A 21697-nucleotide genomic window follows, 5' to 3' on the forward strand; every position below is an offset into this window, starting at 1 on the left:
TTTTTCTCTTCCACCTTTTAGTTATGCGCATGTGATGGCACAATGCGGTAACTATGTTCGTAATTTAAGGTAATTCGGTGAATATTCAGGCGATTCTTTCAGATAAAATTAGTGCTGCGATGTTAGCAGCGGGTGCTCCAGAAGGCAGTGATGCACTTGTGCGTAAGTCCGCTAAAGCTCAGTTTGGTGACTACCAAGCTAATGGAGTGATGGGCGCGGCTAAAAAGATGGGGATGGCTCCGCGACAACTGGCTGAACAGCTTGTTAATCACTTAGATTTGGAAGGGATTGCCAGCAAAGTTGAAATTGCAGGTCCTGGCTTTATTAATATCTTCCTTGAGCCAACTTGGGTTGAAAAGCATGTTGAAGAAGCATTAGCTTCACAGCGCTTAGGTATCGCACCAGTCAAGTCTGAAACGATTGTTATTGACTATTCAGCGCCTAATGTCGCAAAACAGATGCACGTGGGTCACTTGCGTTCAACCATCATTGGTGATGCTGCGGCACGTACCCAGGAATTTATTGGTCATAAAGTCATTCGAGCCAATCACGTCGGTGATTGGGGTACGCAATTTGGTATGTTAATTGCCTATCTTGAAAAAGTACAAAATGAAGATGCCACGGATATGGCACTTGCAGACCTCGAAGAATTTTACCGTGAAGCCAAAAAGCACTACGACGAAGATGAAGAGTTCGCGGTACGCGCACGTGGTTATGTTGTGAAATTGCAATCCGGTGATGAGTATTGCCGCCAAATGTGGCGTAAATTGGTTGATATCACCATGCAACAAAACCAAGAAACCTACCGCCGCTTAAACGTCACCTTAACTGAAGATGACGTGATGGGTGAAAGCTTATATAACAGCATGCTACCGGGTATTGTTGCAGATTTAAAAGCTAAAGGTTTAGCGGTTGAGAGTGAAGGCGCAACGGTTGTTTTCCTTGATGAATTTAAAAATAAAGAAGGCGAACCTATGGGCGTGATCGTCCAGAAAAAAGATGGTGGCTTCTTGTATACAACAACCGATATTGCCTGTGCTAAATACCGTTATGAAACCCTGCATGCTGACCGCTCACTTTACTATATTGACTCACGCCAACATCAACATTTGATGCAAGCATGGACCATCGTCCGTAAAGCAGGTTATATCCCTGAATCAATGGCGCTTGAGCACCATATGTTCGGTATGATGCTAGGTAAAGATGGCAAACCGTTTAAGACTCGTACCGGTGGTACTGTTCGTTTATCAGACTTGCTTGATGAAGCGGTTGAACGCGCTCAAGCATTGATCCGTGAGAAAAACCCGGATATGCCTGAAGATGAATTACTTAACGTCGCAAATGTGGTCGGTATTGGTGCGGTTAAGTACGCTGATTTATCCAAAAACAGAACGACGGATTATATTTTTGATTGGGACAACATGTTAGCTTTCGAAGGAAATACCGCTCCGTATATGCAATATGCGTATACTCGTGTGGTTTCTATTTTCAAGAAAGCCAATTTAACCCATGCAGACTTAACTCTGCCTATTTCATTACAAGACCCTCGTGAAATTGCACTTGCGACACGTTTATTACAGTTTGAAGAAACCATTCTAACTGTCGCTCGTGATGGTACACCTCATGTTATGTGTGCTTATTTATATGAATTAGCAGGTTTGTTCTCTGGTTTCTATGAGCACTGCCCTATCTTGTCAGCTGATGACGAAGCCCAGCGCCAAAGCCGCTTGAAATTGGCTGCATTAACCCAAAGAACGTTAAAAACCGGCTTAGACACACTGGGTATTGAAACCGTTGAAAGAATGTAATTCAAATCTATAGGTTGTCTATTAACGGTTCACTTCGGTGAGCCGTTTTTGTTTGCGTTGTTTCGCTAGCTTTGTTGTTAGTTTTTGCAATTCATCGATATATTCATTCGCGCAATTACGGAGTACTAAGTTCCATTTACAAAGTATTTTTGCTTGTTCATAAAGTTCAGGGTTATGCGACAACCGGTTATTCTGTTGTAGCCAATCAGCAACACTCGCCCAGTCCCATAACGGAGATGCCCCTCTCAAACGTTGTACGGGCGCAGGGAAATGACCTTTACCTCGAGCCCCATCTTTCAGCAAAGCCACTGCTTGACGGGTTAGTCCTGTCAATTCTGCAATATCACTTAGCCCAACCAAAGCGGAATCAATAGATTCCACTTTTATACTCATTGATGTACTTTCAATATCTGTAATCGCAGTTTCAATTGCACGATCAAAAGATTCCGCTTCCCTATCAAATTCTAAATAAACCGATTTACCATAGAAGCACACCAATGCATCGCCACAGCCTGCGGCAAATATGGTATCAACTAAGCCTTCCGTATCAGCAGTCACACCCGATAGTGTTAATGTGAAAGTAAATACCGCCATAATTTCCCCATCTTACATAAATAAGCGGCCTAAGCCGCTTGGATTAACCTAAAAGAGCAATACAGTGGTTCACTTTACGTATTATCTGTTTAGCATGCACTTCCATAACTTTTGGCGTTGACCAGACACTCATCATATGTGTTTTGTGTTCACCCACTGCGTTACCACAACGTAACTTGCAAAAAGTATGTGATGAGTTTCCTGCTGTAACCCAGACCCAGCCATTTTCTATCGCATATTCAATAGCAGCCTGAACATGCTTATTTGGGTGTTTTTTCATCGACCTCCGTGATACATAACATAGCCATTGCGTTGACAATAGTCAACAAACAATATCCAATAAATTGAATATTTCCCTGAAATTAGTTGTTGTCACAACAACCCAGTAAATATACTCCAAAAATAGAGTTGGCTATTGCTTTTATCAATGAAAACAATTAATTGAAATTTCATGAAATGATTTTGAAATTAATAATTCAGTTATAAAGAGAATAAATTTGCGTAGATAATTAGAAATTGAAGGGAAAGAATCTATGCCTGCTGGCACCTTAACTACATAGATTGCAGAGATAAAAAAGCCCAATTTTATGAGATTTCCTCATTAAAATTGGGCTTTTAAGGTCATTGACCTTCTTATTAATTAGGCAATACTACGTTTCATAAAGTCACGAGGGCGGAACCCAAGCACGTATAAAGCAACGAAATAACTTCCCGCTCCAACAATTACGACGCCTATCAAACGTAGCATACGCATCAGCATATTACCTTCTTGCCAAGATGGCATGAAATGTAAGACACCAAATAGCACGGCTCCCATTACAATTAAGGCTATCAATAATTTAAATATAAACCCTTTCCAACCCGCTAAAGGCTGAAAAATATCTTGCTTGCGCAATTGCCAATAGAGAACCCCTGCATTAAAACAAGCTGCTAACCCAATGGATAAGGCTAAGCCTGCATGTTGCAATGGGCCAATAAAGGCTAAGTTCATCAATTGTGTTAATATTAAAGTGACAATCGCAATTTTTACTGGCGTACGAATATCTTGGCGTGAATAAAAGCCCGGTGCCAAAATTTTCACCAAAATCATCCCCGTTAAACCGACACAATAGGCAATTAAAGCATATTGCGTCATTAATGAGTCATGCGCGGTAAAATTACCGTATTGGAATAAAGACACCGTTAATGCTTCAGAGAGTATTGCCAACCCTAACGCACATGGCAAGGCTAATAACAAACAAAGGCGCAACCCCCAGTCCATCAATTGGCGATACTCATTTTGATTACCGCTCGTGAAGCTTTTCGCGAGAGAAGGCAATAAAATCGTTCCGAGAGCCACACCAAGTACTCCAGATGGCAATTCCATTAGCCTATCGGCGTAATACATCCATGACACTGAACCAGATTGCAAAAAAGAGGCAAATATCGTATTGATAATTAAAGAAATTTGAGCGACAGACACCCCAATAATGGCGGGTCCCATCATTTTCATTACACGCCAAACCCCGCTATCACGAAATGACAAGCGTGGTAACACTAACATGCCCACCTTTTTAAGATATGGGAGCTGATAGACTAGCTGTAAGACACCACCAACCAGCACCGCCCATGCCAATGACATAATGGGTGGATTAAAGTATGGGGCTGCGAAAGCGGCAAAAATGATCATACTGACATTGAGCAATGTCGGCGCGAATGCCGGAACCGAAAAACGGTTCCAAGTATTGAGAATTGCCCCAGCGAGGGAGACCAGTGAAATCAGAAAAATATAAGGGAATGTGACCCGTAAAAGGTCAGTAGTCAGCGCAAATTTATCAGCGTCATCGGTAAACCCAGGAGCGGTGACATAAATGATCCAAGGAGCGGCTATCATGCCAAGGATAGTCACAATCGCCAAAGCAAGGGTTAGCATCCCGGCAATATAAGCGACAAATGTACGAGTGGCTTCTTCTCCCTGTTGGTTTTTATATTCCGCCAGTATGGGAACAAACGCTTGTGAAAATGCCCCCTCGGCAAAAATTCGGCGTAAAAGATTCGGTAATTTAAATGCGACAAAAAAGGCGTCTGCAGCCGCTCCTGCACCAAAAACTCGAGCGATAATGGCGTCACGAATAAAGCCAAGCACACGAGACATCATGGTCATGGAGCTTACTGCCGCCAATGATTTTAATAAATTCATGATTGATAGACTAAAAGAATACAATCGCATCAGTTTAACAGTGTGCACTGCAACTGACTACGATTGAAAAGTAAATTAGGAATTTAGGCTTTATTCAGCGCCCAAGTGTTATCGGTCAGTGCCGTTAATACATGGTCACGCCACTCACCGTTGATTTGTAAGTATTGCTTTGCATAACCTTCCCGTTCAAAGCCAAGCTTAGTCAATAAATTACCACTACGCATATTATGAGGCATATAATTTGCCATAATTCGGTGCATTTTTTGGTGTTGCTGCATATAACGGATTGCTTGGGTTAACGCCTCATGCATTAGGCCTTGGCCTTGCCATTTTTGACCCAATGAATAACCTAGATAGCATGCATGAAATGAGCCACGTAATACATTACTAAAGTTCGCTACCCCCATGACTTCATTTTCTTCTTTGTCTAATAGTAAGAAATGGAAAGCGCTTCCTTCTCGATGCATTTCATTCATGACTTGTAACCGATTCTGCCAACCCGCAGGCTGGTAATGTGAGTTATCCCTGATGGGTTCCCACGGAATTAAAAAGTCTTTATTCAGGCTGTAATAATCAGCTAGTCGATAATTATCACGCTCATAAGTCAAACGAATAACCATTCTATCAGTGACAAGGCGCACTTTCGGTACATTTGAACGATAACCAAACATCGTTAACCCTTAATTAATAAAAAGCCAGATATTTTCTCTAGTTCCAAGCCAATAACTTAGAAAGTTAAAGTGTAGCTTACAATGCGCTGACGAAAAATATGTTCTGAAAATTAAAATACATCGTTAAGGCCAGCAAGCACAATCAACACCGTCACAGAGTGAAGTATGACCTCTATCAATTATCAATATTCTAAATAATTCGCGCTGTGACTAGGCGACCAGCGAGGATAGCTTGGGGAGCATACACTCGTATGTGACCCAATTAGCCGAACGCAGTCAACACCGTCACAGAGTGAAGTATGACGAATATTTATTGATAAAAATAAATCATCGATACCTCACGTTACTATGATAAAAAAATATCATCTATTGAACCCTATTATACTGATATTATTGGTAACTGATTTTAAGAAACTTTCCCCCTTTGCTATTTTTCTAATGGTGTCTCTCATGGCGCAAGTGTCACGGGCAAGAAGCCTTGGCAAGTATTTCCTTTTGCTTGACAACATGTTGGTTGTCCTAGGCTTTTTTGTCGTTTTTCCGCTTATTTCTATTCGTTTTGTTGATCAACTGGGCTGGGCCGCCGTGGTGGTTGGTTTTGCCTTAGGGCTTCGTCAGTTTGTTCAACAAGGTTTAGGTATCTTTGGCGGTGCTATCGCTGACCGGTTTGGCGCGAAGCCCATGATTGTCATTGGAATGCTATTACGTGCCAGTGGTTTTGCAGTCATGGCGGTGGCCCATGACCCTTGGGTTTTATGGCTATCTTGCATACTTTCTGCTCTGGGTGGAACCTTGTTTGATCCCCCACGAACCGCATTAGTTATTAAATTAACTCGCCCATATGAACGTGGCCGTTTTTATTCTTTGCTGTTAATGCAGGACAGTGCTGGTGCAGTTATCGGTGCTTTGATTGGTAGTTGGCTACTACAGTATGACTTCCATTATGTCTGCTGGGTTGGCGCTGCTGTGTTTATTATTGCTGCTATCTGCAATGCTTGGTTATTACCTGCTTATCGAATCTCAACAGTCAGAACCCCCATTAAAGAAGGCATGGGACGCGTACTGAAAGATAAACGCTTTGTAACTTATGTGGTCACATTGGCAGGTTATTTTATGTTGTCAGTTCAAGTAATGCTTATGTTTCCTATTGTTGTCAATGAATTAGCTGGCACACCCACTGCCGTCAAATGGATGTATGCGATTGAAGCAGCGATATCTTTAACATTGCTTTATCCCATTGCGCGTTGGAGCGAAAAACATTTTCGCCTTGAACAACGGCTCATGGCCGGGCTATTTTTAATGAGTCTCAGCATGTTTCCGATTGGCATGACAACCTCACTCAATACGCTATTCGCCCTTATTTGCCTATTTTATTTAGGTACGGTAACTGCAGACCCAGCGAGAGAAACATTAAGTGCATCTCTTGCTGACCCTCGAGCACGAGGCAGCTATATGGGTTTTAGTCGCTTAGGCCTTGCTTTAGGTGGAGCAGTCGGTTATACCGGTGGCGGCTGGATGTACGATATTGGTCACCAATGGAACCTGCCTCAACTTCCTTGGTTCTTATTAGGACTCATCGGTTTTATCACTTTATGGGCGCTGCATAAGCAATTTAACCGTAAAAAAATTGAAACAGTCATGTTGAGTGGGCAGTAATGCGCTAAACTAGCGGTATTACTGTAAAAGGAGTCTCTATGAAGAAGTTTTTAATCGCCGCTATGGTAGGCTTTCTCACTCTCTTATCGGGTTGTAATCAATTATCTGAGTTTAGTATTAGTGAGTCACAAATTAATAATTACCTTGCTAATAAAGTAAAATATGACCATAAGGTCGGTATTACGGGTTTTGCTGATGCGGATATTCAGCTCGCTAATTTAAAATCAGAAATTGGCCGCAGTGAACCAGGAAAAGTTGCTTTAACGGGGGATGCAACCGTTAAATTAGACTCGTTGATTGGTAAAGCAGAAGCGCAAATTAACCTGACACTCACTGCTCGCCCTTATTTTGATGCCAAAACAGGTTCAATTTACTTAAAAGAATTGAATATTAGCAGTTACAAAGTGATGCCAGAAAATATGGATACAGCGATGTCAGCGGTTATTCCTTACTTGAATAGTTCCCTTGAAACTTTCTTTGAAACCCAACCTGTTTATGTGTTAAATCCTGATAATGGCGCGGCTGAAGCAACCGCAAAAAAACTCGCTAAAGGGCTTGAAATCAAACCGGGTAAACTGGTCATTCCATTAGTTGATTAATTTTAACCATAAATAATTTCGATTGATAAAAGCATTAAAGGCAACAAGAAAATCTGTTGCCTTTTTTATTCAATCAAAATTATTAATCAATACCGCTAACTAAAACATCAGTAACATCACCACAAAAAAGTGACAACGTCACAATTATTCAGTTTCTGAGTCAAGTTCATCACGCAGAGCAATGACTGCATCACGCGTAATTTGGGCTAAAGTCCGGTAAAAGGTAGTGGTTGCATGCGCTTCAACTTTACCTAAAAAGCTGCCATACCAACTAAGGATATAGCTATCAAATAATTCTTCTTGAGCGGCAGTTTCATCTTCTGCCGCTTGGTCTTCTAACCAAGAAGCCGCGAGTAGCAATGCGCCAAAAGCGTCAGCAGACGCATTCGTCAGGGTCATTCCTCTAACGGTTAAAAATTCGCGAACTTCTGCTTCTGTAATTTCAGAATCGTAATCATTCGCTAACATTGAAACTGAAGGAGATTCCCCTGCAAATAGGGCTTGGTAATCCGCATTAACTGCATTGACGTCGAGGTCTTTTGCCATGCGTGACCACAACTCATCTTGTTCTAATGGCCATGATGCTTTTAATTTATCTTGAGCAATCATATCAATAAGCGGTTTTACGAGGCTATCAGAGGGACTACGTTGAAATAGTGTCCCTAAAATACGGCAGACGATTGAAAATTCGTTCATATATTATCCTATTTTACAGATTCAGTAGTCACACCTCGTGACTGAAGCAGTTACTTTCAGTATATCGAAAAAATAGGAAAGATATTAGGGGGAGATAATTACAAGTGGTCATAAAGACCACTTGCAACAAAGAAGTGACTAATAACCGCGTTGCATATCAACGACACCAACAGGCGCTTGCCCTGCTTCGATGCGTTGGATATTACTGACAATCATATCCATCGCCTCTTTCGGTTTTGTAAAGGCGGCAACATGGGGTGTGATAGCGATGCGGGGATGCGTCCAGAACGGGTGCATTTGCGACAACGGCTCACTCGCAAATACATCAAGTGCAGCACCTGTAACTTGTCCTGATTCAAGGGCTAAAAGCAAATCCTGTTCAATCAGATGGGCGCCACGTGCTAAGTTGATAACATATGCCCCTTGCTCTAACTGGCTAAATAGTTGCTGGTTTAAAATTCCCACCGTTTCTGGAGTACTTGGTAACAGATTAATAATTACACGAGTACCAGAAAGGAAATTAGCTAGTTGGTCATGGCCAAAATAACTTTTTACGTTATCAAGTTGTTTTTCAGAGCGACTCCATGTTCTTACATGAAAACCGAAACTTACTAAGCGCTTTGCAACTGCTTGTCCTAATGCCCCTGCGCCCATCACACCAATGACAAAATCTTCGTGTTGGTAGGCCGGTAACTGTTTCCATTGGCGCTGTGATTGTAATTGGCGATATTCATCCATACGACGAAAGTAACTTAACACTTTTGCACAAGCGTATTCTTCCATTTGAATCGCCATGCCCGTGTCTTCCAGACGCATTACGGGAACCCCTGCAGGCAGGGTCCCAGGTTTATCTTGTTCCTGTTTTAAAATAGCATCCACACCTGCGCCTAAAGCGAAAATTCCCTTTAAATCACTGCGACCAGCGAGACATTCATAAGGAGGTAACCAAACCATGGCGTAATCCGCACTTTGGTTATCCCCTTTTTCCCATTGGCGAATATTCACTTGTGGTAAGCGTGCTTTCATGCCGTCAATCCACTGTTTCGAATCAAAAAATGGATGGTAAAATAAAATATTCATGGCAACTCCTCTTTGGTTTCTAACAGAGTGTGCCGAATGGGATTTCTTTTCAAGTTAATCAAGCCGATACACTGTAAACAATCAGAATTTTGTTAACTAGCTAACGGTTTTTACTTCTGTTACTTGCCGTTTTAAATTAACATTAAAGGTATTATTTACCTTAGCCGATAACATTTGAGATTAGATAATAATCAAATTGTTTTTTATTTAGCTAAACAGCAACAAAAGTCGGAAAAAGGATAAATAGGGAGTTGACGTAAGACGCTATTTTCCCTATAGTAGCGCCCCGTTGCAGAGCAGGTTTTTATTCCCTACTCCACAACAGATTTAGAAAAACGGTGAGGTGTCCGAGAGGCTGAAGGAGCACGCCTGGAAAGTGTGTATACGGCAACGTATCGAGGGTTCGAATCCCTCCCTCACCGCCATTTTTCTTCTAGTTTTTACCTTCTTCTTCTTGATATACCATCCCTTTATTTTGTTTCTCTTTCGGTTCTATACCTATTCCTTGCGCATGGTATTCACGGCTAATATCTTCCCAAAGTTCTGCATTTTCTATTCCAGCCACTTTCGGGTCAAACACTGGATCAACACCTAATTTTTCCTGCCGTTCAAAGTCACGAAGTGCCCGTAGCGCCGGTTTTGATAAGAAGACAATGGCGATAAGATTAAGATAACTCATACTACCGAACCCAATATCGCCAAGGCTCCACATTAAACTGACAGACTGAACACTTCCCATAAAAACAATAATCAAAAATACAAACTTTAGTATCAGTTTTAGAATGGGGTAACGTAATTTTCTATCAAGGTAAACAATTGTGGTTTCTGCAATATAGTAATAGGCCATCAATGTTGTGAATGCGAATAAAAATACGGCGATTGAGACGAATCCCGACCCTGCGGAAGTAAAGACTGTTGATACCGCCATTTGTGTCCATGCGGTTCCCGCAGCAACCCCTGGAACGTACTCAACTAAGGCCGTTGCCGAACCGTCTGGAAAAACGTTATACATATTCGTGACAAGGATCATTAGACCTGATGCTGTACACACAACAACAGTATCAATGTAAATTGAAAATGCTTGAATTAACCCTTGTTTTACAGGATGGCTTACCTCGGCTGCCGCAGAGCTAAATGTAGCTTCACCCGCCCCTGCTACGTTGGAAAAAACCGCACGGCGTACACCCCATGAAACAGCCGTACCAACAATACCGCCGAATACGGCATCCATTCCCATCGCGCTGCGGAAAATTAAACTGAACATTCCCGGCACTTGTTCGTAATGGCTACCTAAGATGATCACCATCATGACGATATACGCTAACGCCATAATTGGCACGATTTTATCCGCAGCACTCGCAATACGTTTTACACCGCCAAAGATTAGCCATGCCATCAGCACTGTCACAATGCCGCCTGTCGCAATTGGGGGTAAGTTGAATGAAGTTTGAAAGGAGTCAGCTATGGTATTGGCTTGAATACCCGGAACTAGTACACCATAAGATAGGCAAATAACAGCAGCTACCATAATGGCAAATGGCTTCAATTTTAACCCTTTCTCGATATAGTAAGGCGAACCGCCACGGTATTGACCATCAGAGCGCTGCTTGTATATTTGAGCGAGTGTTGATTCGATAAACGCACTTGCTCCGCCTAATAACCCCATGACAACCATCCAGAAAATCGCCCCAGGACCACCCGCAGCAATGGCCGTCGCTACACCGGCGATATTACCCACCCCAACTCGCCCTGATAATGCTAAACAGAATGCTTGGAAGGAGGAAATTCCTTCTTTTGACGCTTTATTTTCCTTTAACAAACAGACCATTTTAATAAGATAGCGAAACTGCACACCACGAGTTGCTAATGTAAAATAGAGCCCAACACCTAGCGATAATACTACTAATGCATTACCCCAGATGTAACCAACGATTGTATTAACGATGGCTTCCATTTTGTACTCCTTCGTTATTGTAATTGTTTATTTGTATTTGCAGGGTAAAAAAAAAACCTGAGTCCACTAGGGGACTCAGGCCAACGTTTTACTGATGGATAAACCAGATAACCTTCGTTTGAGTATATTGTTCAAATGCCTCTAACCCGTTGTCTTTACCGCCAAAACCTGATTGACGAAAACCACCAAACGGCGTTGTAATATTGCCCTCACTAAAGCCATTGACTGAAACAGTACCCGCATTAATACGCTGTGCAATTTGCATGGCTCGGTGAATATTTTGGCTATAAAATGAAGCCGCTAAGCCATATTGAGTGTCATTAGCTAAAGCAACCGCTTCATCATCAGTTTTAAACGATGTGACGGCTAAAATAGGGCCAAAAACTTCATGCTTAAATAGCGACATTTCAGGCGTGACTTCATCAAAAATTGTCGGTTCGATATACCATCCCGCCCCCAATTCATGATGAATTTTTCCACCCGCAACTAATTTTCCTCCCTCTTTTAACGTGATATCTAAAAAGGATTTTACTTTCTCAAAATGAGCCTGTTCGACCATTGGCCCAATTGAAATATCTGCTTGCCTTGGGTCTCCGACTTTCCATTCTTTAATGGCGACGGCAAGCTTCTCTAATAGTATTTTTTTGATGCTTTCGTGCACAATTAAGCGAGAACCACAGCTACAGTTTTCACTCATATTCCAGAAAGCCGCCGCCATAATATGTGGAATTGCGGCTTCAATATTCGCATCTTCAAACACCACTTGCGGGCTTTTACCGCCACATTCGAGTACAATTTCTTTTAAGTTACTTTCGGCGGAATATTTTAAAAATAAGCGTCCGACATCTGTTGAGCCGGTAAATGACACCATATCAACATCATGATGGCGGCCAAGCGCTTCCCCGACTTTTTCACCTAATCCACAAACTAGACTTAATGCACCTTTAGGAATACCCGCCTCATAGGCCAGTTCCACCATACGATGCGCGCTTAATGAGGTTAGTTCGGCAGGTTTCACAATCACCGAATTGCCGACAGCAAGAGCTGGAGCTACTTTCCACGCAAACATTTGAGCAGGGAAATTCCACGGTAATACCGCCCCCACCACACCAATAGGCTCATGCACTATTAACCCCAACTCTTGATGACTGGTTGGTGCAATTTTGCCAAACAGTTTATCAATCGCTTCGGCATACCAATAAAAGGTGTCAATCGTTGCGGGCAAATCGGTATTTAAGCATTCGGTGATAGGCTTACCTGCATCAATACAGTCTAGCGCCGCAAGTTCTTCACTGTGTTTTTCAATCAGATTAGCCCATTTAAGCATGATAGCTTTACGTTCTTGCGGCGATAACCCGCGCCATTCACCTTGATTAAACGTGTCACGCGCCACCTGTACCGCGGCATTAATATCGCTCTCATCACCATCTGCAATAAAACCAATAATGCTGTTGTCGATTGGGGTCCGGTTTTCTAGTCTATTTTGCTGTTCTGGGTGCCCTGCAATTAAATTGCCCGCCCACAGTTTTCCTTGTTTTGCGCGTTCAAATACCTGCTGCTGGGTAAGAGTCATATTCCCCCCTAGCGCTTAATTAATTTAATAAAATCATCGCGTTCTTGAGACGCTAGATTTGACAAAGGCAAACGAACCGGGCCGACATGGAATGTGCCATTCAAGCAACCCGCTTTGGCTTTTTGGTTATAATCACCTGATTCCATTGAGTAAATCGCAGGGTAAATTTCATTCATAATCTGCTTGGCTTGTTGCCAGTCACCCGCTTGCGCGGCATTAAAAATAGCAACTTGCTCTGCTGGGTATACATTACCAGCTCCCGCAATCCAACTTTTGGACCCCCAAAAGAAGAAATCCACTGGTTGGTCATCACAACCACAAATGACCTCAAAATTTTTGAATGGTGTTTGTAATAAGTGCAGTGCTCGGCTAAAGTTTCCACTGCTTTCTTTGATAGCGACAATATTGTCAATTTCGGCTAGCTTAATAACCGTTTCAATGTCAATTTCAACGCCAATCCGAGCTGGAAAATTGTACATAATTATGGGTAATGATGTTGATTTTGCGACTTTTTCATAGTGGGCGAATACACCTTGCTGGTCCGGCAAACTATATGGCGGTGGAGACAGCATTAACCCTTCATAACCGAGTTCTTGAGCTTGTTTCGCACGTGCAATAGCCCCCTCAGTTGATAAATCATTAATACCCGCAATTAATGTCACTCGCCCTTTGGCAATTTTGCAAACGGTTGACAGCACGGTCTTACGTTCATCTTCGTTTAATGCGTAATACTCCCCAGTTGTCCCACAAACCACTAAACCCGTCACACCCCGCTCAATAAGTTTTTCAGTTAATTCAGCAAGCGCACTGACATTTAATGTTAAATCATCATGAAATGGGGTCACTAATGGAACAAGAATGCCATGGAAATTCATTTTGAATTCTCCTCAAAATTAAAGAAATCGTTCAATGGAAAAAGGGGCACAGTCGATACTTGTCGGCTGATGATGGATAAAACTATTCACAATATCTGCGGTGATCGCCGCTTGGGTTAGCCCCAAGTGTTGGTGACCGAATGCAAAAATATAGGGGCCTTTATGGTCTAAAATTGGTAATGAATCAGACGTAGATGGGCGAAACCCCATCCATGATGTAGATTGTTGGCTATTTAATGTTTCCTTTAGCATAGGTTGTGCTAACGGGAGAAAATGTTGAGCTCGCTGCATATTCGCAGGACGTTTTAACCCTGCGTATTCTACGGTTCCTGCGAGGCGTAGCCCTTGAGACATTGGCGTCATTATAAAACGCCTATCCATACTTGATACTGGTATCGATAATCGACCTAATTCATGGGGCAACATCAAATGATAACCACGCTCAGTTTCAAGTGGCACTTTGATACGACTCACCATTTTGACTAGCGATTTAGAGAATGCGCCCCCTGCAATCACTATTTTTTGTCCTGTAAACTGCCCTTGAGTGGTTGTCAATATCGCTTGTTGATTCGACGTTGATGTGATTTCTGTTACTTCACAGTGGGTTAATACCTGCCCACCCGCAGCGATAAAAGCTTCTGTCAGTTTTTGGTGTAATGCACATAAATTCACAACATGGCCTGTATCGGGATAAAAAATGCCACCGATTTGGCTTTCAGATAAAGCAGGTTCGCGCGTTAATAGCGTATCTTGATCAATCAATTGATTAGCCACACCAATACTTTGCAGGTACTCACTGTGCTGGCTTAGCTTATCGAGCGTCTCTTTTTTTTCTGCCACCAATAGTGAACCCTTCATTTTGACAAGGTCATTTAATTGCCATTTCTGAATAAATGCTTGCCATGAATCGAAAGCGGCACTATTTAGTGTCATCAATGTGTGATGAATATGGGTAAAAGGCTTATGGCGCATGTTACCCAATAATTTTATTAACCAAGGTGTTAGCGGTAATAAATAGCGCCAATCCAGACGCAAAGGGCCTAGTGGATCAAATAACATTTTCGGAATTGATTTTAAAACGCTCGGATCCGCAATCGGAAAAACTTGTTCTGTCGCTATATGCCCTGCGTTACCAAATGAAGCACCTTGACCAATTTCATGTTTATCAAGCAACAGCACTTGTGACCCATTAGCTTGCACTGTCAGTGCAATACTCAGACCAATAATGCCGCCACCCACTACAATCACTGGATATTTGCGTTCCATTTCATTCCCCTATGCCACTGAAATTCCAAAACGAAATGGATCTTGTTCATCTATCAATAAGGTATTTTTCCCACTGATATAGGCATGCCCGCGAATAGTCGGAATAATGCCGTTTTCATCAGCCTGTTGAAAACTGGCCTGAAATTGGCTGCCAATCACACTGGCTTGATGCCATATTTCACCAGCCGCCAGCATTTTATCCGCGGCTAAACAGGCAAGTTTGGCACTTGTTCCTGTTCCACAAGGGGAGCGGTCATAAGCGCCGCCTGGGCATAAAACAAAACTTTGGCTATTGGCTTCGGGGTGTGTACCGAATAATTCGATATGGTCAATTTCTTGGCCATCTTTACCATAAATACCTTGATCGGATAAGGCTTGTTTAATCTTTAAACTGACTTCTGTCAGTAATTTAATGTTTTCGTAATCAATAGCGACTGGTGACTTATCAACAAGAAAGAACCAATTTCCGCCCCAAGCAATATCCCCGGCAATGGTACCGAGTTCTGGAACATTAACTTGTACCGCTTTGCGATAACGATATGAATAAACATTCTGAATACTCACACTGCCATCTTGATGTAAATGAGCCGTGACATCCCCTACCGGGGTTTCGATAAGATGTTTACCGAAAGTGATATGACCGAGAAAATGCAATGAAGCCACTAAACCGATAGTGCCATGGCCACACATTCCCAAGTAACCTTGATTGTTAAAAAAAATCACACCGGCTGCTGCTGCTGGGTTTTGTGGTTTACACAATAGTGCCCCCACTAAAATATCATTACCTCGTGGCTCTAAAATGGTGGTTTTACGCCATACATCATGTTGATGGCGTAATATCTCCAGTCTTGATGCGATGCTTTGCTGCCCTAAATCAGGGAATCCGTCGATAACGAGCCGAGTTGGCTCACCTGCAGTATGGGAGTCGATAACTTCAATTTTAGTATATTGATATTGCATTGGTTAGCATCCTATCTATTATCATTGTTAATAGAATGCTTGATTTTTGTTAACAACTCTTGATATCTTTCTAACAAACTTATGCGCTTTTCTGCACAATCTAAAAATATTTAACAGAACTAGTAAAATTAATTTAATATTTCGGAGCGCAGCATGATCAATCTAAATAAATTGTTATTGATTAGTCAGGAAAATATGCTGTTTCCTGTTGATAATATTGATGTTCTATTAAATCATTTAGGCTTAGTGATGCCCCTCATTAATACCTTGCCGAATGTGACTTTCTTTGTGAAAGACCATAATGCAAAGTATGTGTTGGCCAATGATAATTTAGCCACCCGTTGTAAAATCGATAGCGTTAATCATCTGGTTGGTAAATGTGCTGAGGATATTTTTCATTCGGAACTAGGCCAAAGCTATAGTTCTCAAGATTATTTAGTGATGGAGAAGAAAATTAGCGTCATTAATAAACTTGAACTTCACCTGTATAAAGCGGGTTTGTTGGGATGGTGTTTAACAACTAAGGTTCCTATTTTTAATACACGTAACCAAGTTATTGGAGTTGCAGGTATTTCAGTGGATTTACAAGATGTTAAATCGGTCAGCCCTAAGCTAAACAACCAACTTAGCCGTATTGAACGCTATATTAGTGAGCATTTCGATACCGCAATAAAAATGACAACTCTTGCTGACATATCTGGCCTCTCGCTTTCTCAATTAAACCGCCAGTTTAAAGCTATTTTTTTGATAACCCCTCAACAATATATTCAAAAAATGCGCCTTGAACATGCGATTGAACTGCTCGAAGATGATTTTTCAATTACTGAAATTTCCAGTAAGTGTGCTTATGCTGATCACAGCGCTTTCTGCCGAAAATTCAAAGAAATGACCACCATGACACCTAGCCAATTTAAACGAATGCGTTCAAAAATCGATAAACAAAGGATATTGGCCTGACTGAGTATCATATTGGTTAACCCGTTTTTCCTTAATACCGATAAATTCATTCTCTTTAGATTTTATGAAGTGCTTTTTGGCCGTTTATTCAAATAATTACCGCAGTACCTTCGATATAATTACTAAATAACTTCCCTTGGTTATTTCCTAACTTAAGATAGCTCTTATTGCAGACATCCATCAATCGGGTATTGATATATCCCAATGCTGCATCTAAGTGCGGTGACGAGAAAGGAATACTCAATGACCATTTACGATCTGAAACCTAAATTTCAAGATCTTCTTCGTCCAATTGTTCGTAAGCTATTTAGTGCGGGTGTGACGGCTAATCAAGTCACTTTGGCAGCTTTACTTTTGTCTGTGATCTGCGGAATGCTATTACTGTTCATTCCAAACCCACACCTGTTTATTTTATTACCTTTCGTACTGTTTATTCGTATGGCACTCAATGCGATTGATGGCATGTTAGCAAGGGAGCACAACCAAAAAAGCCACCTTGGTGCAATCCTGAATGAGCTTGGTGATGTTATTTCAGATATCGCACTATACCTACCATTTGCGGTTATTTTCCCTCAAGTATTTTGGCTTATTTTATTCATTCTATTTCTTACGCTACTTACTGAATTTATTGGTGTTATCACTCAAGCAATTGGTGCGTCTCGTCGCTATGACGGCCCTATTGGTAAAAGTGATCGAGCCTTTATTTTCGGTGCGTTAGGGCTGCTTGTCAGTATTTTCCCGCAAATCATATTTTCTAGTTGGATAAGTTATCTGTTTATCCTTTTAACTTTGTTGCTGTTTTATACTTGCTATAACCGTATTCGTCGTGCACTTTGTGAATTATCTACATCGGCGAATAATAATTAAGGAAGAATTATGAACGCTCAGACAGATTATCTGACGCAACGTCCCGTTATTGAGTCCCAATTTACCACCAGTGACCATACTTCTCTTTTTTATCGACATTGGCCAACAGAGACTTCGACCAACAAAGCGATTATTTTATTTCATCGTGGCCATGAACATTCTGGCCGTGTCGCCCATTTAGTCGATGAACTCAATTTACCTGACTATGCGATGTTTGCATGGGATGCCCGTGGTCATGGTAAAAATGATGGCCCGCGAGGTTATAGCCCTTCACTAAGCACATCTGTCAATGATGTCGATGAATTCGTACGTCACATTTCCTCCCAATATAATATTCCCTTAGAAAATATCATTGTTATCGGACAAAGTGTTGGTGCCGTCCTTGTCTCCGCTTGGGTTCATGATTACGCCCCCAAAATTCGTGGGATGGTACTCGCCTCTCCTGCATTTAAGGTTAAATTGTATGTCCCATTTGCCCGGACAGGGCTTGCTTTAATGCAAAAGGCTCGCGGTTTGTTCTATGTGAATTCCTATGTCAAAGCTAAATTTCTGACTCATGATGAACAACGAATTGATTCGTTTAATCGCGATCCATTGATCACTCGCCCTATTGCCGTCAATATTTTACTTGAATTATATAAAACAGCTGAACGTGTAGTGGCTGATGCAGGTGCAATTACCTTACCAACTCAATTATTTATTTCAGGTAGTGACCACGTTGTCCACCATCGACCTCAACATCAGTTTTTTGAAAGATTAAATACCCCAATAAAAGAAAAACATATATTACCCGGTTTTTACCACGACACATTAGGTGAAAAAGAACGCCATATCCCAATTGAAAAAATTCGTGATTTTATTGGGAAATTATTCGCCTTACCGCGCTACCAACATAATTATCAATATGAAGATATCTGGAGTGTCAGTGCTGAAAAATATCGTTCGCTCATGACTCCTTTGCCTAAATGGTGCCCTAAAAATCTTGCTTATAAAATTATGAGCAAATCAATGAGTACACTAGGTAAAGCTTCTGAAGGTATTTGCATTGGTTATGACAAAGGGTTTGATTCAGGTTCAACTCTCGATTACGTATACCGCGACAAAGCCCAAGGTAAAGGCTTATTTGGCCGTGTGATTGATAGGCAGTATCTCAACAGCATAGGCTGGCAAGGAATACGCCAACGCAAAGTGAATATTGAAAATATTATTCGGCAAGCGATACGTGACCTCACGGAGACAGGTATCCCGGTTCGAATTATGGATATTGCCGCAGGCCAAGGTCGTTATATCTTTGATGCAATTAATGATTATAGCAAAGTTGAGTCTGTCCTATTAAGAGACTATAGCCCTATCAATGTTGAGCAAGGACAATTACATATTAAGGAACGTTACCTTGAAGATAAAATTCAATTTACTGAAGGTAATGCTTTTGACGCCGATGATTTAGCCGCGGTTTCACCCTCTCCAACAATTGGCATTGTCAGTGGTTTGTATGAACTGTTCCCCAGTAATGAAATGATAAACGCTTCATTAAATGGACTTTCTCGAGCTATCCCTCCTGGCGGGCTATTAATTTATACTTGCCAGCCATGGCACCCTCAAGTTGAAATGATTGCTCGGGTACTACCAAGCCACCAAGGTGGCCAAGCATGGGTTATGCGTTGTCGTAGCCAAGGCGAAATGGATACTTTAGTTGAAGAAGCGGGCTTTGAAAAACTAAACCAATTAATTGATAACTGGGGAATATTCAGCGTATCCATAGCTAGACGACGTTAGTCTATTTATCTCGCATTGTGATTGATGCCACATTGTTGGCATCAATCACTAACTTCAACTTTAGGTGATAGCCATTGTTTATTGCCCGCAAAGCACCTATGCTGCTTAGCGTTATTTGTTTCCCTAATCATTTACTGATATCACCGCCAGTTCGTTGCCATTTAAAGGAATAGGATAAAGGATGATAACCGCAACTCGCAAACCTCAACAGGCTGTATCTCGACGCCAAATAATACGCTCTGGTTTGCTATGGCTAGTTTTTCTAGCACCTTTTTTCTTCCTAACTTATGGCCAAGTCAATACGTATACCGCAACGTTAGGCCAGGTTCCTTCTATCGTTTTTTCTTGGGAAACCCATATTCCATTTCTCCCTTGGTCTATCATTCCCTATTGGAGCATTGACCTTTTTTATGGGTTATCTTTATTTATTTGCACAACCCGTAAAGAACAATCGATCCATGGCTTACGGCTCATCACGGCTTCGATTGTCGCTTGTATTGGTTTTTTACTATTTCCACTTAAGTTTAGTTTCCCTCGACCAAGCACTGATGGCCTATTTGGCTGGATGTTTGACAGCCTAGAATTATTTGATCTTCCCTTTAACCAAGCCCCTTCATTACATATTATTTTATTGTGGATCTTATGGTTACGTTTTCGAGCGCATACACCAACAAAATGGCGCTGGTTGCTTCATAGTTGGTCGATACTCATTCTCCTGTCCGTATTGACGACTTGGCAGCACCACTTTATTGATGTCGTCACCGGCTTTGCCGTTGGCATATTAATTAGTTATTTACTTCCTATACAAACTCACTGGCAATGGCATTACACTGGCTCACCTCGCAGTTTTAAAATGAGCAAAAACTATGGCATAGGCTCTCTTGCTTGCTTTATTCTTGCGTTTATCTTCCAAGGATTCGCTTGGTTACTATTATGGCCCGCTGTCGCCCTCTTTTTTATTACCCTTGGCTATTTAGGCGCTGGTGCTAGCGTTTTCCAAAAAACACCTGAAGGGAATATTTCCCCTTCTGCCGCTATTTTGTTACTACCATACCGGCTGATTGCTTGGGGAACCTATCATTACTTCGCTAAACACTGCGCACAACCCAGTATTGTTAATAAACACATTGTTTTGGGAGGGCGCCCACTTTACGCTTTGCAAACTCAAGCTGTGTTAGATATGACTTGCGAATGGCCTCGCAATTCTTACAGCAAAGAGCTGAAATATTGTAGCCAACCGCAAATTGATTTGTTACCACTAAGCGCGGAAGATATCGAAAAGTCAGTCCATACTATGGATACACTGGTAAAACATGGGGCGATATACATTCATTGCAAATTAGGTTATTCACGAAGTGCAACTGTTGCTGTTGCATGGTTGGTACATCATGGCGATGCAAAAAACATAGAAGAAGCCGTAGCATTAGTTGAACATGCTCGCCCACAAGTAATTTTAAATGCAGCAACGATACAACAACTGAATAATTGGTATGCCGATTACCATATAAGTCGAGTGAATAATGAATACATTGATGAATAAACAACAAGGTGACGTTATCACTATTTTAACGCATAGTTGGCGTTATTTTGCTACTGGGTCTGTATTGGCATTATTTTGTCAATTTGCTTTGTATTTCTATTCTAATTACCCTAAATATATTTTATTCACCAATATAATTATATTTATAGTTTGCCAGTATTATATATATCGCCTGTGGCTAGATAACCATTTTTTTAAAATTATCTACACACATAATGAAACAGAACATTTTGATAATGCATTAAATTTTTTATTTCCGAACAAAATCAAACACCGCACGATGCAGCAAAGGTGGTTTGGGACTAAACGTCTTTTCACCCATGCACTTGGGTTAGTACTACTGCAATGGATAGGGTTATTAGTCGCAATAATAACTAGTTAATTAATTAAGCATTAACCAGTACTATTATTTATATTTACAGTTCAAAAAATAAGATTGCTATTGCATATATGTATACCTAAAACTAAAAAGTAGCCATATAAAATGTATTCTAACTGTTTTTCTTTATAATATAACGGTTTTTTACTTTTGTTACTGAAAACGTTATGATAATTGCAGATTCATTGATACATAACAGATTTTTTTCAAGTTACTAAGCGTATCCTTATAGGTACATATTTCGTTTATTTTTCACCCTGTTATTTG

At 41.2% G+C, this 21697-nt stretch carries 19 protein-coding genes and 1 tRNA gene; 9 read left to right on the forward strand and 11 right to left on the reverse strand.

The window, feature by feature from the left end:
- Positions 1 to 77: 77 nt before the first annotated feature.
- Positions 78 to 1808 carry an arginine--tRNA ligase gene (argS, locus tag PR725_RS07855; RefSeq protein WP_272568418.1) on the forward strand — a complete coding sequence of 577 codons (1731 nt, stop codon included), beginning with the start codon at positions 78 to 80 and terminating at the stop codon, positions 1806 to 1808.
- 21 nt (positions 1809 to 1829) lie between these two features.
- Here the strand turns inward: argS and PR725_RS07860 are convergent, their stop codons facing one another.
- The 4 genes from PR725_RS07860 to rimJ form a co-directional block, all read right to left on the reverse strand.
- Positions 1830 to 2402 carry a helix-turn-helix transcriptional regulator gene (locus PR725_RS07860; protein ID WP_109911316.1) on the reverse strand — a complete coding sequence of 191 codons (573 nt, stop codon included), beginning with the start codon at positions 2400 to 2402 and terminating at the stop codon, positions 1830 to 1832.
- Between the two features lie 43 nt (positions 2403 to 2445).
- Entirely contained in the window at positions 2446 to 2682 is a 237-nt protein-coding gene (locus PR725_RS07865) for a hypothetical protein (RefSeq protein WP_004255083.1), read from the reverse strand.
- Positions 2683 to 3042: 360 nt separating this feature from the next.
- Positions 3043 to 4581 carry a murein biosynthesis integral membrane protein MurJ gene (gene murJ, locus PR725_RS07870; RefSeq protein ID WP_004910657.1) on the reverse strand — a complete coding sequence of 513 codons (1539 nt, stop codon included), beginning with the start codon at positions 4579 to 4581 and terminating at the stop codon, positions 3043 to 3045.
- Between the two features lie 83 nt (positions 4582 to 4664).
- Complete coding sequence (gene rimJ, locus PR725_RS07875; protein WP_109911314.1) at positions 4665 to 5252, reverse strand: ribosomal protein S5-alanine N-acetyltransferase; 588 nt, start codon at positions 5250 to 5252, stop codon at positions 4665 to 4667.
- Between the two features lie 450 nt (positions 5253 to 5702).
- Between rimJ and mdtH the strand changes: the two genes are divergently transcribed.
- Complete coding sequence (gene mdtH / locus PR725_RS07880) at positions 5703 to 6908, forward strand: multidrug efflux MFS transporter MdtH (RefSeq protein ID WP_004910648.1); 1206 nt, start codon at positions 5703 to 5705, stop codon at positions 6906 to 6908.
- Positions 6909 to 6946: 38 nt separating this feature from the next.
- Entirely contained in the window at positions 6947 to 7507 is a 561-nt protein-coding gene (locus tag PR725_RS07885) for a lipoprotein (protein ID WP_004910646.1), read from the forward strand.
- 144 nt (positions 7508 to 7651) lie between these two features.
- On the opposite strand, the gene PR725_RS07890 is transcribed toward PR725_RS07885, so the two are convergent.
- A complete protein-coding gene (locus PR725_RS07890; protein ID WP_004910645.1) occupies positions 7652 to 8203 on the reverse strand; it encodes a TorD/DmsD family molecular chaperone in 552 nt (183 codons plus the stop codon).
- Between the two features lie 138 nt (positions 8204 to 8341).
- Positions 8342 to 9283: a glyoxylate/hydroxypyruvate reductase GhrA gene (ghrA, locus tag PR725_RS07895; protein WP_004910644.1), complete on the reverse strand. Its 942-nt coding sequence runs from the start codon at positions 9281 to 9283 to the stop codon at positions 8342 to 8344.
- Between the two features lie 337 nt (positions 9284 to 9620).
- Between ghrA and PR725_RS07900 the strand changes: the two genes are divergently transcribed.
- Positions 9621 to 9708: transfer RNA gene (locus PR725_RS07900), tRNA-Ser, on the forward strand.
- An 8-nt stretch (positions 9709 to 9716) separates the two neighbouring features.
- Here the strand turns inward: PR725_RS07900 and PR725_RS07905 are convergent.
- From PR725_RS07905 to PR725_RS07925, 5 genes are all read right to left on the reverse strand, one after another.
- A complete protein-coding gene (locus tag PR725_RS07905) occupies positions 9717 to 11237 on the reverse strand; it encodes an alanine/glycine:cation symporter family protein (RefSeq protein ID WP_109911311.1) in 1521 nt (506 codons plus the stop codon).
- 88 nt (positions 11238 to 11325) lie between these two features.
- Complete coding sequence (locus PR725_RS07910) at positions 11326 to 12810, reverse strand: aldehyde dehydrogenase (RefSeq protein WP_109911310.1); 1485 nt, start codon at positions 12808 to 12810, stop codon at positions 11326 to 11328.
- 8 nt (positions 12811 to 12818) lie between these two features.
- Positions 12819 to 13685: a 4-hydroxy-tetrahydrodipicolinate synthase gene (gene dapA / locus PR725_RS07915; protein ID WP_110731901.1), complete on the reverse strand. Its 867-nt coding sequence runs from the start codon at positions 13683 to 13685 to the stop codon at positions 12819 to 12821.
- Positions 13686 to 13703: 18 nt separating this feature from the next.
- A complete protein-coding gene (locus tag PR725_RS07920; protein ID WP_211888813.1) occupies positions 13704 to 14951 on the reverse strand; it encodes an NAD(P)/FAD-dependent oxidoreductase in 1248 nt (415 codons plus the stop codon).
- A gap of 9 nt (positions 14952 to 14960) precedes the next feature.
- Positions 14961 to 15911 carry a 4-hydroxyproline epimerase gene (locus tag PR725_RS07925; RefSeq protein ID WP_210844987.1) on the reverse strand — a complete coding sequence of 317 codons (951 nt, stop codon included), beginning with the start codon at positions 15909 to 15911 and terminating at the stop codon, positions 14961 to 14963.
- Positions 15912 to 16064: 153 nt separating this feature from the next.
- On the opposite strand from PR725_RS07925, the gene PR725_RS07930 reads away from it, so the two are divergent.
- From PR725_RS07930 to PR725_RS07950, 5 genes are all read left to right on the forward strand, one after another.
- Positions 16065 to 16868: a helix-turn-helix domain-containing protein gene (locus PR725_RS07930; protein ID WP_272568430.1), complete on the forward strand. Its 804-nt coding sequence runs from the start codon at positions 16065 to 16067 to the stop codon at positions 16866 to 16868.
- A 243-nt stretch (positions 16869 to 17111) separates the two neighbouring features.
- Entirely contained in the window at positions 17112 to 17735 is a 624-nt protein-coding gene (locus PR725_RS07935; protein ID WP_110731898.1) for a CDP-alcohol phosphatidyltransferase family protein, read from the forward strand.
- Between the two features lie 9 nt (positions 17736 to 17744).
- The gene (locus PR725_RS07940; RefSeq protein WP_109911305.1) at positions 17745 to 19511 is read left to right on the forward strand and encodes a bifunctional alpha/beta hydrolase/class I SAM-dependent methyltransferase; all 1767 of its coding nucleotides are present in this window, start codon (positions 17745 to 17747) and stop codon (positions 19509 to 19511) included.
- 181 nt (positions 19512 to 19692) lie between these two features.
- A complete protein-coding gene (locus PR725_RS07945) occupies positions 19693 to 21051 on the forward strand; it encodes a phosphatase PAP2/dual specificity phosphatase family protein (RefSeq protein ID WP_272568433.1) in 1359 nt (452 codons plus the stop codon).
- Positions 21044 to 21433, forward strand: coding sequence for a hypothetical protein (locus PR725_RS07950; RefSeq protein WP_226537840.1), 390 nt, complete (start codon positions 21044 to 21046; stop codon positions 21431 to 21433). Before PR725_RS07945 ends, PR725_RS07950 begins: the two co-directional genes overlap by 8 nt.
- The last annotated feature ends 264 nt before the right edge of the window (positions 21434 to 21697 follow it).

Source organism: Providencia sp. PROV255 (assembly GCF_028478065.1).
GTDB lineage: Bacteria > Pseudomonadota > Gammaproteobacteria > Enterobacterales > Enterobacteriaceae > Providencia > Providencia rettgeri.

Coding starts and splice junctions, on each gene's coding strand:
- PR725_RS07910 (WP_109911310.1), bottom strand. CDS start 12,810: ATGACTCTTACCCAGCAGCAGGTATTTGAACGCGCAAAACAAGGAAAA.
- PR725_RS07885 (WP_004910646.1), top strand. CDS start 6,947: ATGAAGAAGTTTTTAATCGCCGCTATGGTAGGCTTTCTCACTCTCTTA.
- PR725_RS07935 (WP_110731898.1), top strand. CDS start 17,112: ATGACCATTTACGATCTGAAACCTAAATTTCAAGATCTTCTTCGTCCA.
- PR725_RS07945 (WP_272568433.1), top strand. CDS start 19,693: ATGATAACCGCAACTCGCAAACCTCAACAGGCTGTATCTCGACGCCAA.
- PR725_RS07865 (WP_004255083.1), bottom strand. CDS start 2,682: ATGAAAAAACACCCAAATAAGCATGTTCAGGCTGCTATTGAATATGCG.
- PR725_RS07920 (WP_211888813.1), bottom strand. CDS start 14,951: ATGGAACGCAAATATCCAGTGATTGTAGTGGGTGGCGGCATTATTGGT.
- PR725_RS07860 (WP_109911316.1), bottom strand. CDS start 2,402: ATGGCGGTATTTACTTTCACATTAACACTATCGGGTGTGACTGCTGAT.
- PR725_RS07940 (WP_109911305.1), top strand. CDS start 17,745: ATGAACGCTCAGACAGATTATCTGACGCAACGTCCCGTTATTGAGTCC.
- PR725_RS07905 (WP_109911311.1), bottom strand. CDS start 11,237: ATGGAAGCCATCGTTAATACAATCGTTGGTTACATCTGGGGTAATGCA.
- PR725_RS07925 (WP_210844987.1), bottom strand. CDS start 15,911: ATGCAATATCAATATACTAAAATTGAAGTTATCGACTCCCATACTGCA.
- mdtH (WP_004910648.1), top strand. CDS start 5,703: ATGGCGCAAGTGTCACGGGCAAGAAGCCTTGGCAAGTATTTCCTTTTG.
- ghrA (WP_004910644.1), bottom strand. CDS start 9,283: ATGAATATTTTATTTTACCATCCATTTTTTGATTCGAAACAGTGGATT.
- rimJ (WP_109911314.1), bottom strand. CDS start 5,252: ATGTTTGGTTATCGTTCAAATGTACCGAAAGTGCGCCTTGTCACTGAT.
- murJ (WP_004910657.1), bottom strand. CDS start 4,581: ATGAATTTATTAAAATCATTGGCGGCAGTAAGCTCCATGACCATGATG.
- PR725_RS07930 (WP_272568430.1), top strand. CDS start 16,065: ATGATCAATCTAAATAAATTGTTATTGATTAGTCAGGAAAATATGCTG.
- dapA (WP_110731901.1), bottom strand. CDS start 13,685: ATGAATTTCCATGGCATTCTTGTTCCATTAGTGACCCCATTTCATGAT.
- PR725_RS07890 (WP_004910645.1), bottom strand. CDS start 8,203: ATGAACGAATTTTCAATCGTCTGCCGTATTTTAGGGACACTATTTCAA.
- PR725_RS07950 (WP_226537840.1), top strand. CDS start 21,044: ATGAATAAACAACAAGGTGACGTTATCACTATTTTAACGCATAGTTGG.